The organism is Sorangium sp. So ce145, assembly GCF_051525985.1.
GTDB lineage: Bacteria > Myxococcota_A > Polyangia > Polyangiales > Polyangiaceae > Sorangium > Sorangium cellulosum_B.
Genome location: NZ_CP150315.1, coordinates 7,155,965 through 7,170,062, shown reverse-complemented (window position 1 = coordinate 7,170,062; position 14,098 = coordinate 7,155,965). Strand labels below are relative to the sequence as shown.

The 14,098-nt window shown below is 73.4% G+C and carries 12 protein-coding genes; 7 read left to right on the top strand and 5 right to left on the bottom strand.

From position 1 onward, the window contains the following. The first annotated feature begins 462 nt into the window (after positions 1 to 462). Positions 463 to 1,560, top strand: coding sequence for a hypothetical protein (locus WMF34_RS26385; RefSeq protein ID WP_437989501.1), 1,098 nt, complete (start codon positions 463 to 465; stop codon positions 1,558 to 1,560). 148 nt (positions 1,561 to 1,708) lie between these two features. Here the strand turns inward: WMF34_RS26385 and WMF34_RS26380 are convergent, their stop codons facing one another. After that, the gene (locus WMF34_RS26380; RefSeq protein ID WP_437989500.1) at positions 1,709 to 2,809 is read right to left on the bottom strand and encodes a hypothetical protein; all 1,101 of its coding nucleotides are present in this window, start codon (positions 2,807 to 2,809) and stop codon (positions 1,709 to 1,711) included. 424 nt (positions 2,810 to 3,233) lie between these two features. Here WMF34_RS26380 and WMF34_RS26375 point away from each other — a divergent pair, with 424 nt between their 5' ends. Then, the gene (locus tag WMF34_RS26375) at positions 3,234 to 4,046 is read left to right on the top strand and encodes a hypothetical protein (protein WP_437989499.1); all 813 of its coding nucleotides are present in this window, start codon (positions 3,234 to 3,236) and stop codon (positions 4,044 to 4,046) included. A gap of 400 nt (positions 4,047 to 4,446) precedes the next feature. On the opposite strand, the gene WMF34_RS26370 is transcribed toward WMF34_RS26375, so the two are convergent. Beyond that, positions 4,447 to 4,695, bottom strand: a complete 249-nt coding sequence (locus WMF34_RS26370) for a hypothetical protein (protein ID WP_437989498.1) — start codon at positions 4,693 to 4,695, stop codon at positions 4,447 to 4,449. 35 nt (positions 4,696 to 4,730) lie between these two features. On the opposite strand from WMF34_RS26370, the gene WMF34_RS26365 reads away from it, so the two are divergent. From WMF34_RS26365 to WMF34_RS26350, 4 genes are read left to right on the top strand one after another with little or no spacing between them, the layout of a single operon-like run. Next, on the top strand, positions 4,731 to 5,234 hold the full coding sequence (locus tag WMF34_RS26365) for a hypothetical protein (protein ID WP_437989497.1): 504 nt from the start codon (positions 4,731 to 4,733) through the stop codon (positions 5,232 to 5,234). Continuing rightward, positions 5,231 to 6,961 (top strand): serine/threonine-protein kinase, encoded by a 1,731-nt coding sequence (locus WMF34_RS26360; RefSeq protein ID WP_437989496.1) that lies wholly within the window; start codon positions 5,231 to 5,233, stop codon positions 6,959 to 6,961. The genes WMF34_RS26365 and WMF34_RS26360 overlap by 4 nt, the downstream gene beginning before the upstream one ends. A gap of 15 nt (positions 6,962 to 6,976) precedes the next feature. Beyond that, positions 6,977 to 8,023, top strand: a complete 1,047-nt coding sequence (locus tag WMF34_RS26355; RefSeq protein ID WP_437989495.1) for an OmpA family protein — start codon at positions 6,977 to 6,979, stop codon at positions 8,021 to 8,023. A gap of 14 nt (positions 8,024 to 8,037) precedes the next feature. Further along, positions 8,038 to 9,186 carry a hypothetical protein gene (locus WMF34_RS26350; protein ID WP_437989494.1) on the top strand — a complete coding sequence of 383 codons (1,149 nt, stop codon included), beginning with the start codon at positions 8,038 to 8,040 and terminating at the stop codon, positions 9,184 to 9,186. A gap of 227 nt (positions 9,187 to 9,413) precedes the next feature. Here WMF34_RS26350 and WMF34_RS26345 read toward each other — a convergent pair whose 3' ends face one another. After that, complete coding sequence (locus WMF34_RS26345) at positions 9,414 to 9,899, bottom strand: DUF421 domain-containing protein (RefSeq protein ID WP_437989493.1); 486 nt, start codon at positions 9,897 to 9,899, stop codon at positions 9,414 to 9,416. Positions 9,900 to 9,906: 7 nt separating this feature from the next. Further along, entirely contained in the window at positions 9,907 to 10,467 is a 561-nt protein-coding gene (locus WMF34_RS26340; protein ID WP_437989492.1) for a hypothetical protein, read from the bottom strand. A 298-nt stretch (positions 10,468 to 10,765) separates the two neighbouring features. Between WMF34_RS26340 and WMF34_RS26335 the strand changes: the two genes are divergently transcribed. Then, on the top strand, positions 10,766 to 11,986 hold the full coding sequence (locus WMF34_RS26335) for a phospholipase D-like domain-containing protein (protein WP_437989491.1): 1,221 nt from the start codon (positions 10,766 to 10,768) through the stop codon (positions 11,984 to 11,986). Positions 11,987 to 12,124: 138 nt separating this feature from the next. Here the strand turns inward: WMF34_RS26335 and WMF34_RS26330 are convergent, their stop codons facing one another. Next, a complete protein-coding gene (locus WMF34_RS26330; protein ID WP_437989490.1) occupies positions 12,125 to 14,029 on the bottom strand; it encodes a serine/threonine-protein kinase in 1,905 nt (634 codons plus the stop codon). Positions 14,030 to 14,098 lie beyond the last annotated feature (69 nt).

Genomic DNA, 14,098 nt, shown 5'->3' with positions numbered 1-14,098 from the left:
AGTCCGGGACTGCCCCGCTTCTCGTTGCACAATCGACGGGCCCGCGTACCCGGGGGTGTCAGCGCGCGCGTTCTGGGGGCAGGCGGGGGACGGGCGCACGACGAGGACAGGTCGACCCCTCGCGAAGGGGCGACGCGCGCTGTCGCCTGGCGAAAAAATGAGAAAAATATCTAGCTCTACGTAATGCGATCGAACGTGGGTGGCCTACTCCGGGGTTGGTCTGGCGGCGTCCTGGGGTCCCCTGGTAACGTGGCCGCGCTCACCGCGGCGCGCCTTCAACGGCGCCGCGGATGCTGAGGAGAAGCGATGGCGACGCGGGCGCGACGTTGGCAGGGTGGGATCATAGCGCTGTGTTGTGCGAGCACCCTCGGGCTTGGGGGCATGTCCGGCGGGTGCGGGACGCCGACGACGTACCTCTGCTACTGGGATGAGGACCCAGGACCCAAGGGAACGCCTTGCGAAGTGACGGAGCCCCCCGATGCTGGCGGGTGCGGCGGTGGTGGCGGTGGTGGCGGTGGTGGCGGCGATGGCGGCGATGACTGCGCGGCCGAGGACGACATGGACGTCGCCATCGCGTCCGATTTCGGCGACCTGATCCCGTCAGTAGAGGTCTGCGCAGGGCAGTGCGTACCGAAGGAGCCGCTCGGGTGGTCCGAGCCCGCGCTGCTCTGGATCGGCTCCCCCGACAGCGTGCCGAGCTGCCCTGCGACCGCGCCGATCGTCGGCTACGAGGGCTACGCGGATTTCGCGGCTCCAGCCCCGCACCAGTGCCCTGCCTGCGCGTGCGACCCACCGGAGGCGACGTGCGAGGTGCCGATGGAATGGAGGGCCTACGCCAGCTTCCCGTGTGGTGGCCCCGAGGCTCCCGCGACCTCGTTCGCTGCCCCGGAGGGGTGGGACGGGGCCTGCACCTCGGCGAACGCCGTCGAGGCCGGACGGACCTGCGATGGCGCCCCGTGCGTGCAGTCGCTCTCGATCCAGGCGCCTCGCGTCGTCTCCGCAGGGTGCGTGCCGAGCATCGCAGAAGCGCCGGAGGAACCCGGCGAGCCCGCGGCGGCGGGGAGCTTCGCGATCGTCGCCCGGGCGTGTACAGGAAACGCGTCCCCCCCGTGCGCGGATCCGGGCATGACCTGCACGCCGGCACCGCCGATCGGCGACGCCGCGCCGCCGGAGGGATTCCTCACGTGCATCCACCACGAGGGAGAACAGGACTGCCCCGCTACGTACCCGGACCGGCATGTCTTCTACGCCGGCGTGGAGGACACACGCGGCTGCGCTCCTTGCGGCTGCACCGAGCCCACCGGAGCGACATGCAGCGTCCTGGCCTCCGCGTTCAGCGACGAAGGGTGCTCCCAGCTCGTTGCGGCCCAGGTGATCACGGCCGACGCCCCCCACTGCGGGACGGTCGCGACCGGCACGGCGCTCGGAAGCAGGTCGGTGAGCGTCGTCAGCCTCGATCCCGGAAAGTGCGAAGCGTTCGGCGGCGAGGCGGTGGGCAGCATCGCGCCCACCGCGGCGGCGACGTTCTGCTGTCAACGCGCCAGCTCTGTACCGGCCTGAGTCGTCGGCTCGTTCCGAGCTCAACAGGGGCCTCTCCAGGAGGTGGCAGGCCGCGAGGGGCGCGCCCGCGCGCCGCGCGCGCTCGCGGCCGCCCCATGGGAATAGCTCCCGCAGGCGCGTCCGATGCTTCGCGAAACCACGCGGAGGTTCAGAAGAAAGCGATCAGACGGAGTGCCACCTCCTCCGAGACGGGCGCCGCGGACCACCCTGCGCCGTCGCTTGCTCGAAAGAGCGGCCGAAGCGTGTTGAGCAAGAGGTCGCCGGTGAGCTGCCCGGCAAGGCGAGCCGAGAGCGGCACCTCCAGCCCCGCACGAAGCCCGAGCGCTGCGTAGGGCACTGCGCGCTCCCTGCCGGTGCTCTCCCTGACGTGCCACACCCCGCCTGCCGTGGCGATGGCGCAGCCGAAGAACCAATCCGCGTGACCGCAGGGAACGAGCGAACCGCTCAGGCCCGACACCCCGATCGTCCAGCCGCGGTAGGGCTCGGCGTCGATAGGACGATCCCCGCGGGCCTCCAGCGAGAGCGAGAACCTCTCCCAGCGGACACCGGTGACCCCCGAGAACCCGACCGCGACCGACGGTGTCACGCCCGCGCCGAGCAGCACCCCGGCGCCCAGCTGAAGGCGCGGGCGCTCCGGCGGCGGCCCCGGGCGCGGAGTGGGTCGGGCTGGCGCAGCGACGGGGCGGGGCGGCTCCGAGGCCGGCGCCTCGGGCGGCGCGTCCGGCGAGACGGATGGAGCGGCCTCTCTCGACGCCGATGGCGGCGACGCCGCGTCCGGCGGCGCGCCCGGCGAGACGGGGGGCGCGGCCTCCCCCGGCGCCGGCGGGGGCGGCGACCCTGAGGGCGGCGTGGGAGCGCCCCCCGGTGCAGGCCGTGGTGGCAGGAACGGGCGCATGAAGATGCTGAGGGAGAGGCCGATGTGCTGCACGAGCACGCCGCAGACCGGGTTCGAGAGCTCCTGGCGGCCGAGCTCCCGGCCATCGCGGTCATGGAGCACGATCTCTCCCTGGAACACCGTCCCCTTGCGCTGGACGACGACCTCGATGTGCCGCGCGCCGTCGTGAACGAACGGGTCGACCCCGGCGAGCTGGCTCGCGACGATCGCCCGGAGGCTCGGCTCCTCCGGGCACCCCTCGGCGCCAGCCCCCCGCGTGTAGGACAGCCGCGCGCCGCGCGGCGCGCCCTGCGCGAGCGCCACGGGCGCCGCCAGGAAGAGCGAGGCGGCGAGCGGCAGCACGGCGCGATTCATCCCCCGGATCCGGTTGCGGGCGAGCGCGAGGCGGACATGAGCGGAGCTCCCTTCTCTGTACTGTTTGCTATGTCCGGCAAGGTTCCCCGGATCGTTGCGAAATCGTGCGCCGGAGCCGAAGAAAGAACGAGCCGGCGAGGTGCCGTCCGTGCGCCGGTTCGGCCGGCTGGACGTCGGGGGAACACGCGCCGGCGCCGTCGGCACCGCGAGCGGCAACGACCTGGCGACGCCGCCGACCCACGCCGGCCGGCGCGGCCACCCCCGTCACGCTGGCCGGCGTCCGGCGTGGCGTCCCTGGGAACGAAGACGCCCGCCGCACGGAGCAAGAAACCGGCGGAGGAGCGGGCGAAAGAGCGCTTGTGCGGGAGATGGCGCGTGCCGCTAAAATCCCCGGTTTCATACGGAGGGGAAGGAGGAGGGATCAGTGGCAGGTTACGGATACAGCTATGTCACGGACAAGGCATTCAGCGCCTTCGCTCGCGAGCTCGAACAAGGGGTCTGGAAGAGCGTCTCGATAGAGAAGTACGACGTACCGAGCCGCGTTCCGGCGGCGTTGTTCCTCGACGCGCCGCGCCCGGTCGTGTGGAAGACGCGCGTCCGATGGGCGATCGCGGAGCTCGACGAGGCGCTCGGCGTCGCATCGGCCGCGGAGCTCGCGGAGCTCGACGCGGAGTGGGACTCTTCGCAGCGGGCGCTCCACATGTTCCTCGGCTCGGCCGCGGAGCACCGAGAGCCCGCGCACCGCGAAGCGGCCGTTCGGCTCCGCGGGGCCCTGCTCGCGGGGGCGGGCACCGAGCAGGCCGGCTATGGGTACGACGCCGAGGTGGACTTCGGCTGGCACCAGGTCGCCATCGCGGAGAAGGCGCCGCTCGCGGCCGATGTGAAGAAGGTGGGCGCCGCGGCGCACCTGAAGCGCATCGACGAAGCAACGGCGGCCCTCGCCAAGGGCCTCGGCCGGGGCCCCGGCCAGAAGCGCACAGCCCCTCGGTCGAAGCGCATCCGGGAGACCATGGCCGCTTGCAGGACGGCGTTCAACTCCATCCACGAGGAGATGGACTGGCTCGTCGAGCACACGCCGAACGGCAAGCCCCGCGAGCACCTGGAAGCGCTGCGCGCCCCCTTCCTGGCGCTGCTCGAGCGCAACCCGCCGCGCGCCCTGCCCGCGACCGAGGAGAACGAGGGCACCGGGGAGTCGCCGGCGCCGCCGCCGGGGGCCCCGGCCGTCGCGCCATCCTGAGCGCCTCTGCTGCGCCGGGAGCGCGCCCCGGCTGCGCTCGACGCACGTCGAGACAGCACGCTCTCCGCCGATCTCGCCTCACCACCGCCCCGATTTGCGGCCGCACGAGCCTCCGGCCCCCTCGGGTGGCAGTCGCGGGAGCCTCCCGCCCCCTCGGGCGGCACCCGCACGAGCCTCCCATCCCCTGTGGCGGCACCCGTCTGGGCCTCCCGCCCCCTCGGGCGGCACCCGCACGAGCCTCCCATCCCCTGTGGCGGCACCCGTCTGAGCCTCCGGCCCCCTCGGGCGGCACCCGCACGAGCCTCCCATCCCTTGTGGCGGCACCCGTCTGAGCCTCCGGCCCCCTCTTGGCCGGCACCCGTACGCCAGCACCTGCGAGAGCACGCTACGCGCCCCGCCTTCAGTCGCTGTGCTCTCCGCGGTAGAGATCTGGAAGCCCGACGGCACGTTCCTCCGGCTGGACACCCCGGCGGTGGGAGACGTCCTCCCTCTCGAAGGCGGGATGTACTTCACCCGCCAGGAGGAGGGCTATGGGCTCACGCTCGACAGCGGCTCGGTCCTCGTCTTCCGCGCCGCGGAGGATGCCCGCGGCGTCGTCCCCCTTTCGCGCATCGTGGACCGCGCGGGCAACACCGTCGAGCTCCGGCACGAGGCGGGGCAGCCCACGTCAACGGTTTCGGCGCTGTGGATCTGGGCACGTGGGGCCCGAGCGCCCACACGCTGGAGTACGACACGCTCCGAAATATCACGGCCTATGTCGACGCGGTCGGCGCGCGATGGACATGGCAACGCGACGGCGACGGGCGCGTGATCGCCGCCGTGGATCCGCTCGGCGCCATGACGCGCTACGAGCGCGACGCGTCCGGTCAGCTCATCGCCGAGATCGACCCGCTCGGCGGCGAGGTCCGCTATGAGTGGACGCCGTTCGGCAAGCTGCTTCGCGCGTACGACGCCTCGGGGCTGCTCGTGGAGTACAGCTATGAGGAGCACGGGCAGCTCGTGGGCGCCGCGCTGCCGAACGGTGGGAGCACGCGGTTCGTGCTGGACGAGCACGCCAACCGCGTCGAGGTCCACGAGCCCGACGGCGCGCGGCGGCGCATCGATTACGACTTCCTCGGACGACCGGTCGCCGTCATCTCTCTTCTTCCGCCCCGGGCTCGAGAAGAGCATAGAATCCCGGCCGCATGATCGGCCAGAAGCTCGGCGGCAAGTACACCATCGACCGCCTGATCGGCGAGGGCGGCATGGGCGCCGTGTACGAGGGGCACCACGCGGGCACGGGCCGGCGCGTCGCGGTCAAGGTCATCACCGGGGACATCGCGAAGAACCCGAAGCTGGCGCGGCGCTTCGAGGTGGAGGCCCAGGCGGCCGCGACGATCGCGTCGGACCACGTGGTGCAGGTGCTCGATGTCGGGCACGACGAGCTCGGCGCGCCGTTCATGGTGATGGAGCACCTCGCCGGCGAGGACGTGGCAGGCCTGCTCGCCCGCGTCTCCGCGCTCGCGCCCGAGGCCGCGGTGAAGATCGCGGTGCAGGCGTGCCTCGGCCTCGTGAGCGCGCACGCGCGCGGGATCGTGCACCGCGACGTGAAGCCCGGGAACCTGTTCCTGTGCGCGCGGGACGGCGGCGGCATCACCGTCAAGCTGCTCGATTTCGGCATCGCCAAGATCACCGGCGAGGCCTCCGCGGGCGAGAAGCTCACGCGCACCGGTGCGATCGTCGGGTCGCCGATCTACATGTCGCCGGAGCAGGCGCACTCCGTGCACCACATCGATCACCGCACCGATCTCTGGTCGCTCGGCGTCGTCCTCTACGAGATGCTCGCGGGGCACGCGCCGCACCACGACACCGAGGCGCTCGGGGGGCTCATCCTCGCCATCTGCTCGCGCCCGGTGCCGCCGCTGCGCTTGGCCGCCCCGTGGGTCGATCCGAGGCTCGCGGCCGCGGTGGAGCGCGCGCTCGTGATCGAGCCGGCGGGCCGCTACCAGAGCGCCGACGAGATGGCGACGGTGCTGCGGACGTTCCTCCGGGGAGGCTCCGCCGAGCTCACGGCGGACATGCTCGTACCGGCGGACCGGCGCGGCGCACCCGAGGCGGCGCACGGGGCCCTGGCGTTCGCGGCGACGACCCGCGTCGCGCTCGTCCCCCACGTGCCGCCGATCGCGCCGCTCGCTCCATCGCGGAGCGCCGAGGTCGAGCTGGTCGCGGTGACGCCGCCGCCTCCGATCCCGCGACCCGCCGCGGCGAAGAAGGGCGCGTCGCCCTCGCCGGCGCTGTTCGTCGCGGGAGGCCTCGTGCTCGCCGCGCTCGGCGTGGGCGGCGCCTTCGCGCTGGGGTGGATCGGGCGTGACAGCGCCCCTTCCGGGGGCGCGCCGGCGAGCGGACGCGTCGCGGCGGGCGGAGGGAGCGCCTCGGGGACGCCGGCGGTGGTCGCGACCCAGGCAGGCACGACCGGCGAGATCACGGGGCCGATCACGAGGGTCGTCGGCGCGTGGCGGAGCGACTCGGGCCGCGTGTACGACGCGGTGGCGGCGGGCGGCGGGGTGGAGCTGCGCGTGCGCGATCCGGAGCAGCTCGCGAGGCAAGGCTACGAGAAGGGGGAGGCGCGCTTGGTGCTGTCGCCGATCCCGGGCGACCTGTCGCTGCTCGCGGTGGAAGATCGGGTGCGGCCGCGGCCGCCCGAGGGCACCTCGTACGACGAGGCGCGGGCGCGACCGACGTGCCTCGTGACGCTGACGGAGGTGGGCGCGAAGCCGCTCCGGGCGCGCCTCGACGGCGACACGCTGACGGTCGAGATGGTGCGCTTCAAGGCGGACCCGTCGAGCTTCGTCGTCGAACGGGGCCGCGTGGTCCGGTGCGAGGGGCTCGGCCGCGCGCGCGTGTCGGAGGTGAAGAGTGTGCTCGTTCGACAATGAAAGTGGAAGGGTAGGATGATTCGACGGAGCCCCCCGACGGGCAAGCAGTGGAGGGCGGCGTGGCTCCTTCTGGGCCTCGCGGGCGCGGCGTGCAGCGGGCCGCCTCCGACGCCGGTCTACGCCGAGGTGAGCCGCGGCGCCGACCAGGACGGTGACGGCGCCGCCGACATCGACGACGCCTGCCCGGCCGCCCCGGAAGACGGCCTCCTCCCCAAGGCGAACGACGGTTGCCCGGCGCCCGACCCGGATCACGACGGCGTGCTGCTCGCCGACGATGGCTGCCCCGACGCGAAGGAAGACGGCCAGGAGCCGGAGCCCGCGGACGGCTGCCCCATGGCCGACGCCGACGGGGACGGGGTCGCCGACGCGAAGGACAAGTGCCCCTCTCGCCTGGAGGACAACCAGGATCCCGACCCCGGCGACGGCTGCCCGTCCCCCGACAACGACGCCGACGGGATCGCCGACGTGGCCGACAGGTGCCCTGCACAGGCCGAGACGGTCAACGGATACCGCGACTCCGACGGCTGCCCGGACACCCCCCCTGTCGAGGTGGCGTTCGACGCCGACGCCTCGGAGATCTACGTGCCGGAGACGAAGAAGATCGAGTTCGAGACCGACTCGGCCGATCTCACGACCCCGGTGCAGGCCACGATCACCGAGGTCGCGAAGGTGCTCAAGGATCACCCGGAGATCGGGAGGCTGGAGATCGAGGGCCACGCCTCCAGCAAGGGAGGTCTCCAGTACAATGTGGACCTCACCGAGCGGCGCGCCCAGGCGGTGGGCCGCGCGCTGGTGAAGGCCGGCGTCGAGCCGACGCGGCTCGTCCCCGTGGGATACGGCGAGCTGTGCCCGGCGATGGACCGGGGCGACGACGTGGACGAGCCCAAGAACCGGCGCGTCCTCTTGAAGGCGGTGCTCGTGCGGGGCGTGTGGCAGACCGTGCCGCGCGGCTGCTGGCGGGCGCAGACGGCCGGGATCAACCCGACGAAGCGCAAGCCCGGGGTCGCGGTGGTCGGCTCGGCCCCGGTGCCGGGTGAAGTGAAGCCGGTGGGCGGCGCGTGAGGCGAGGAGACGACATGAACGGAAGCCCGAAGACTGGCCATCTCCGCCGGGGCCTGCTCCCGGCCGTCGCGCTCGCGGGCGCGCCCTTGCTCCAGGCGTGCGGTCCCGCCGAGGTGCAGCTCGACCCGCTCTCGGTGGTCGACCTGCAGGTGCGGCCGGCGTCGGGTCAGCGCAAGTTCTGCCCCGGCGACCCCTTCCAGGTCGAGGTGGTGGCGAAGCTGAAAGCCGGCACCACGTGCAGCAGCACCGACCGGACGCACGGCTGCCTGGGCCAGGAGGACGCGGTGATCAAGCCGGAGGACGTCCGGATCGTGGGCAGTGCCGGGTCCCCCGGGGGGGAGCAGTTCGTCTGGATCCCGCCGCCGAACCCCCTGGAGACCGCCGACACCGGGCTGACACTGAAAGGTTGGCTGGAGAAGACGGTCGCCGGTCAGACCACGAAGTCCATGGTGGGCGAGTCGGAGCTCCGGCCCGTGTATCAGTGCCAGCCCGGGAGGTGGTATCCCGGCGGCGGCCCCGGCGCGCACGGGCCCGACGTGGAGATCGCGATCACGACCCTGTCGACCCCCTATTACCCGGACGCGGCGCTGATCCGCGTCGACGCGATGGGCGAACGCACCTATTTCATCAGCCCGTCGATGGATCAGACGGTGCAGATCGTCTCGAGCGGGCAGATGGGCGCGCAGGGCGCTCCCGGGCTCCCCGGCGAAAACGGCGAGAATGGTAAAGACGCCGCCGTCGACGCCGCGGACTGCACGCCGGGCGGCGACGGCACGAACGGCACCGACGGCGGGCCCGGCGGGCCCGGCGGGCCCGGCGGCAACGGCGGTCGGATCCGCATCGTGCTCGACGAGGCGGCGGTCTACAAGCTGAGGGGCCGCGTGCTCACGCAGAGCCTCGGCGGGGCCCCGGGGCCGGCGGGCCCTGGAGGGCAGGGGGGTCTCGCCGGCGTCGGCGGCCGGGGTGGTCGTGTGGCGCCGGCCTGCATGGAGACGAAGGGCAAGGACGGCAAACCGGGTCGGAACGGGCAAGCGGGCTTCCCGGGTTGGCCGGGCCAGCCGGGGCCGCCGCCGGAGGTGACGACGTTGCCGCGGGCGTCGCTGTTCGCGGCGGAGATGGGGGTGATCACGCGCATCGAGGCCGCGAAGGCGAAGCCGCAGTAGCGCGCTCGAAGAGCGCCGCGCCGAGCGTGTCCTCGAGCTGCGGTTGAGGTGAGCTTCGGCGATCACCTCGAGCTCGACGCCCGGCGCGACCGCGGCCTCGACCGGCACCGCGGCGCCGCGAACGCGGATCGACACCCGGCTCCCCGCGATCGAGGCGACGTACGCCGTGTACATCGCCGCCGCCGCGACCGCCGGCCTCGACCACGTGGGGCCCGGCGCTCCGGCGCTCACACGCGCTCGTCCCGCGCCCTGGGCGGCGAGACGGGCAGGGCGTGGCCCTGCTCCGGGACGATGGTGAGCGCGCCGTCCGCCTCCAGGATGGCCCATCGCACCTGCGAGAGGTGCTCCAGCCCGCTCTTGTGCATCTCGGACAGGATCTCCTCCGGCTGGATCCGCTCGCGGTTGCACGCCTCCTCCAGGATACGGCCCTTCGCGACCAGCACCGTGGGCGAGCCGTCGATGACCTCGGACGCCTTCGGGAAGAGGTGCGTCAGGAGGGATGTCAGGAACACGAGCACGAGGACGGTGGACACGCCCGCGAGCGCGTTCGCGAGCGACGCCTCGCGGACGAGGGCCTGAGAGACGATCTCCGGGATCAGCATGAGCGTGACGAGCTCGAACGGCGACATCGAGCTGAGCTCGCGCTTGCCGAGCACGCGGAACGCGGCGGCGAGGAAGACATAAACGAAGGCGACGCGGGCGACGGTCTCCATGGTGATCTCAGGGGAAGATGAACGTGCGGAGCGGCACGTGGACGCCGCGCTCCCCACCGCACGACAGGGTCGCGTCGCCCGAGGCGAGCCAGCTGCGCTCGCCGCGGAGCTCGACGTCGATCCGGCGGCGCTCGCCGGGCGCGAGGTCGCCCAGCGCGAAGCGCCCGAACGCCGCCTCTGCAGGCGTGGTGTGGTGCTCCTCGAAGCTGTCCAGGTAAGCCTCGTCGATCGTGAGCGCGGCCGCCCGGCAGGGCTCGCCCGCCGTGTTCTCCACGTCGAACGTGACCCGCTCCATGTCGCGGAAGCGCATCCGCTCGGGGTAAGCGACGCGCAGGGTGAGCCCCTGCGCCGTCGCCTCGCGCGTCTCCAGCGCGTGCATGAACAAGGCGCTCGCGGCCACGCAGGCGAGCGCGAGCGCGCCGATCGCGTGCAGGGGATCCAGGGCGAGCCGGCGCCGCAGCGGCGGCGCGGACGGCGGTGTGGGCTCGGGCTCGGACGGCGCCCTGCGCGACCTGGTGCGCGTCCGGGCGGGCCGATGGGCGGAGAGGTCGCGGGCGGCGGGGATCATCGCGCCCACGCCGTTCAAGACTGGTGCCGCGGCCCGCCCGCGCACGCCGCGGCCCGCTCGCGCACGCGCGGCCAGCTCGCGAGGGCGGCCGCTGCGCCGGAGAGGCCGCTTGCCTCGCAGGCGCCGCGGACGGCGCCGTGAGCGTGGCGCTTTGCCACGTCATGAGGCTCCTGTTGCTGACTTCCCCGCGCGATCGCGCCTTGGCAATGTGGCACACGGGCTGCTTGAGCCACGGCGGTGAGGGCGCGCGGGCCGCTGTGGCAATCGAGCTGCAGCCGCCCGGCGTTCGGGACTCGACATGACCTGCTCGGCGCCGACGTTTCCAGGCTCCAGGGCGGACTCCAGCACCGGTCGCGCCGCGGCAGGGGGCGCTCTCCACACGACGCGCCTCCTCCCCGGGATGAAATGGGTGCTCGAGTCGCTCCTCGATGACATCGCGCTCGCCCGGGAGCGGATATGGATCTCCACGTACATCTACCGCAACGATCTCATGGGTCGTCGCTTCGCCGACGCCTTCGCGAGCGCCGCGCGGCGCGGCGTGGATGTCCGGCTCCTGTACGACGCGCTCGGCAGCCACACGACGCCGGCGGCGTTCTTCGAGGACATGCGGGCTCGCGGCATCCGCGCCCGCGCCTACAGGCCGCTGGGCGCCGTGCTCCGCGGGGGCGCCCTGTTCCCGCGGGAGCACTCGCGCATCGTGGTGATCGACGGCGCCGGGTACGTCGGCGGCGCCGCGTGGGCCGACGAGTGGCTGCCGCGCGACGAGGGCGGCGACGGCTGGCACGAGGTCTGTAGCCGGGTGATGGGGCCCTGCGTGACCGACATGGCGCGGGCGTTCGAGTGCCGCTGGATGCTCGCCGACGAGGTCGCGGGGCGCTCCTTCGATTACTGGACGGGCGGCGTCTACGGCGACGTGGAGTTCATCACCGACGCGCCCGCGCCGCCCGCGGTCATCTACGAGCGCCACCTCGCGCGGGTGCGCGCGGCGAGGCGGCGGGTGTGGATCGAGAACGCGTACTTCTGCCCTCCGCGCGGGCTCGAGCGCGAGCTCATCGACGCCGCGCGCCGCGGGATCGACGTGAAGATCATCGTGCCGCGCGACTCCGACCTCCCGGCCATCCGCCACGCGAGCCTCGCGCGGTACACGTCATGGCTGGAGAACGGGCTCCAGATCCACGAGTTCCTCCCGTCGATGCTCCACGCGAAGTTCGCTGTGATCGACGACGACTGGGCGACGGTGGGGACCTTCAACGCGAACTCGACGAGCCTGAGGTGGGTGAGCGAGGCGAACCTCATCGTCAAGCAGCCCGCCTTCGTGAGGGACGCGGCCCGCCTGTTCGAGCAGGACCTCGGGCGGAGCGAGGCTGTACGCCTCGACAACCTGCCCAGGCAGGGCCTCTTCGCGCAGGCGCGCAACGCGCTGTGGAGCTTCGGCCTCGACCTGGTGGAGCCTCGCTATGCGGGCGCGCCCCACGAGGCCGAGCGCGAGGGCGGGTTTCTGCGGGCGCTCGGCGTCTAGAGCGTCCATCCAACCGAGAGATGAACCGCCAAGCGCGCCAAGGACGCCAAGAAGATCATAAAAATCTTGGCGTCCTTGGCGCGCTTGGCGGTTCGAAATTCTGCCCTATTCAGGCGGTTTCAATCGGTATCCGGGCCGCTACGGCGCCGCTGGAGCGCTCGAGGAGCCCTCCGCTGCGCCGGCGTCCGCGGCCGGCGGCCCCTCCTCGGAGGTCGCCGGACGGTGGACGCCCGGCTCCTTCTCGGCCGTCCCGGCGTCATCGTAGACGTCCACGGCGCTCGCGGGCGCCTCGGCGGCCGGCGGGCAGGCCGCTTCCCCGCCTTCCCGGCCTTCGCCAGCCGGACAGGCGGCGCTCCCTGGCGCCTGCGCCGAGCCGGCGGCGACCGGCTGCGCAGCCGAGGCCGGCGCCTCCGCGCCCGCGCTGGGGCCGGACGACCCGGGCGGCGCGCTCGCCGCTGGCGCCGTCGGCTTCCCGGCCGCGGCTGGCGCGCTCGCCGCCGGCGCCGCGACTGCGGCCCGCGCGGCGGCCGTGGCCGGCGCCTGAGGCGCGGGGACCGGGGCCTTCAGCGCGCGCGCCGGGCGCGGCGTCGTGGGCCCGGCCGGCGGCGCCGCGCTCCCGTGCGCCACGCCGGCCGGACCGGAGCTCGCCTCGATCGGCGGCCGCGCCGGAGACGGCGCCGCGGCGATCATCGCCACGGGCTGGACCGGCGGCGCCGGCGCCGACTCGCCCGCGCGATCCGCCGTGCCCAGCGCGACGCTCCACACCGCCGCTCCCGCCAGGGCCACGAGCCCGGCCGCCGCGACGCCGCGGAGCGGAAAGCGCTCCCGCCACGGCGACCGCGGCGACGGAGACGCCGCCCCCGGCAGATTCACCATCGCGGTCGCCTCGGACCACGCGCGCTCCCCGCTCTCCTCGATCCCCTTGCGCTCCGCCACCCCGGGCGCGCCGTGACCCGCCGCCGCCCCCGGCGCGCCGTGACCCGCCGCGGCCGTCGCGGGCAGCTGGAGCTCCAGGGAGTCGTCCGCGCGGCGCGAGTGCAGCGTCGGCGCGGAGCTCACCGCATTCAGCCGCGGCGACGGCGACGGGACCTGGCTGGCCCGCTCGTCCAGCCATTGCGCGCGGAGCGACGCGCCGCTCACGTCCTCCGAGACTCCCCTCGAGACAAGCCACGTCGCGAGCGCGCTGCCCAGCTCGCGCATGCTCCCCCAGCGATCCGCCGGATCCTTGCGCAGCCCGCGCTCGATGATCGACCACAGCGCCGGATCCGAGCCGCACCGCTCGACGAGCGAGCGCACCGGATCCTGGACGATCGCGCGCAGCGTCCCGAACCCGTGCTCCCCGGCATACGGCGTCTCGCCCGCGATCGCCTCGTACAGCATCGTGCAGAGCGCCCAGATGTCCGCGCGATGATCGATGTGGCCTTGCCCGAGCGCCTGCTCCGGCGGCATGTACTGCGGAGTCCCGATCACGGCCGCGCCCGTCGATCCGGACTCGGGCTCGGTCCACGTCACCTTCGCGATCCCGAAATCGACGACCTTGGGCCTTATCCGCCCGTCGCCCTGATTCGCGAGCATCACGTTGTCCGGCTTGAGATCCCGGTGGACGACGCCCCGCTCGTGGGCCGCGTGCATCGCGCTCGCGACCGGCAGCAGGATCGCGAGCGCCACCTCGGGGGCGAGCCGGTGCTCGCGGCAGAGCACGTCCCGGAGGGCCTCGCCCTCCAGGAGCTCCATCACGATGTACGGGGTGCCGCCCGCGGTCTTGCCGAGATCGAAGACACGCACGATCCCGGGGTGGCTGAGCTTCGCCGCGGCCCGCGCCTCGCGCAGCAGGCGCTCGGCGATCGCGGGAGAGCGCATCTCCGGCCGCAGCACCTTGATGGCCACATTGGCCTCGAGCGCCGTGTTCGTGGCGACCCAGACAGACCCCATCGCGCCCTCTCCCGCTTTGCGGAGGAGCTGGTACTTCTCGCCCACCACCGTGCCCACCTCGAAGCATTCCCCTGAGGTGTGCTCGAACGCCTGGGTCATGTTGCTCGACATGCGCTCTCCTGCCGTCTGCTCCGGCCATCCGCCGCTCGCCACGCGACGGCACGCGCCGAGTCTGGAGCA

What these genes read in the sequence shown, in the direction of transcription:
- WMF34_RS26380 (WP_437989500.1), bottom strand. Translation starts at nt 2,809, where the DNA reads ATGAATCGCGCCGTGCTGCCGCTCGCCGCCTCGCTCTTCCTGGCGGCG.
- WMF34_RS26360 (WP_437989496.1), top strand. Translation starts at nt 5,231, where the DNA reads ATGATCGGCCAGAAGCTCGGCGGCAAGTACACCATCGACCGCCTGATC.
- WMF34_RS26355 (WP_437989495.1), top strand. Translation starts at nt 6,977, where the DNA reads ATGATTCGACGGAGCCCCCCGACGGGCAAGCAGTGGAGGGCGGCGTGG.
- WMF34_RS26350 (WP_437989494.1), top strand. Translation starts at nt 8,038, where the DNA reads ATGAACGGAAGCCCGAAGACTGGCCATCTCCGCCGGGGCCTGCTCCCG.
- WMF34_RS26345 (WP_437989493.1), bottom strand. Translation starts at nt 9,899, where the DNA reads ATGGAGACCGTCGCCCGCGTCGCCTTCGTTTATGTCTTCCTCGCCGCC.
- WMF34_RS26340 (WP_437989492.1), bottom strand. Translation starts at nt 10,467, where the DNA reads ATGATCCCCGCCGCCCGCGACCTCTCCGCCCATCGGCCCGCCCGGACG.
- WMF34_RS26335 (WP_437989491.1), top strand. Translation starts at nt 10,766, where the DNA reads ATGACCTGCTCGGCGCCGACGTTTCCAGGCTCCAGGGCGGACTCCAGC.
- WMF34_RS26330 (WP_437989490.1), bottom strand. Translation starts at nt 14,029, where the DNA reads ATGTCGAGCAACATGACCCAGGCGTTCGAGCACACCTCAGGGGAATGC.